1 protein-coding gene is annotated in these 1,077 nt (G+C 68.1%); it reads left to right on the top strand.

The window, feature by feature from the left end; genetic code table 11:
• Positions 1-118: 118 nt before the first annotated feature.
• A partial coding sequence (gene istA / locus VEA62_RS06560) for an IS21 family transposase (protein WP_324819824.1) occupies positions 119-1,077 on the top strand: 959 nt, incomplete at its 3' end.

Genomic DNA, 1,077 nt, shown 5'->3' with positions numbered 1-1,077 from the left:
GCTGTGCATCGGCCTGCAACACTGGGCCAGTTTCAGGGGTGATCGGCGTCCAATAACCAGCCGCCCCTGATCTGGCAGACTACCACCCTGGGTTCGGACGACGGGGTGGCGGACAGGGATGCTGACGGTGGAGACGATTGCACGGATACGGCGCGAGCACGCGAAGGGGAAGAGCATCCGGGCGATTGCCCGGTCGCTGAAGGTGTCGCGGGAGACGGTGACGAAATACCTGCGCTCGGGCGAGACGGCGCCGCGCTACGAACGCCAGCACCAGCCGCTCCCGAAGCTGGCGAAGTTCCAGGAGGAACTGGAACGGCTGATCACGGAGAACGAGCGGCGGCCAGCCCGCGACCGGCTCGACTACCTGGGGATCTTCGGGCGGCTGAAGGACGCCGGGTTCCAGGGCGGCTACGACGCGGTGCGCCGCTACATCAAGCGCTTCAAGCAGCGCCAGCCGCCCGGCGGGCCGGTGGACGCCTACGTGCCGCTGACCTTCGCGCCTGCCGAGGCGTACCAGTTCGACTGGGCGGAGGAGTGGATCATCCTGGACGGCGTGACGATCAAGGTGCAGGTGGCCCATGCCCGCCTGTGCCACAGCCGCATGCCGTTCGTGGCGGTCTACCCGCGCCAGACCCAGGAGATGGTGTTCGATGCCCACGCCCGTGCCGCGGCCTTCTACGGCGGCCTGTGCGAGCGCGGCATCTACGACAACATGAAGACGGCGGTGGACGCCGTCTTCGTCGGCAAAGAGCGCCGCTTCAACCGCCGCTTCGCCCAGATGTGCTCGCATTACCTGGTCGAGCCGGTGGCCTGCACCCCGGCGTCGGGCTGGGAGAAGGGGCAGGTCGAGAACCAGGTCGGCACCTTGCGCCAGCGGCTGTTCACGCCGCGCCTGCGCGCCAAGACGCTCGAGGAGGTGAACGACCGCCTGCGCGATCAGGTGATCGTCTGGGCCCAACAGACGCCGCATCCCGAGGATAAAAGCCGGACGGTGTGGGAGGTGTTCCAGGCGGAGCGGCCGGCGCTGCTCACCGTGAGCGATCCCTTCGACGGCTTTCACGAGACCACGCTCAGCGC

Source organism: Brevundimonas sp., from assembly GCF_035627475.1.
Lineage (GTDB): Bacteria > Pseudomonadota > Alphaproteobacteria > Caulobacterales > Caulobacteraceae > Brevundimonas.
This window is presented reverse-complemented; position numbering and strand designations above follow the sequence as displayed.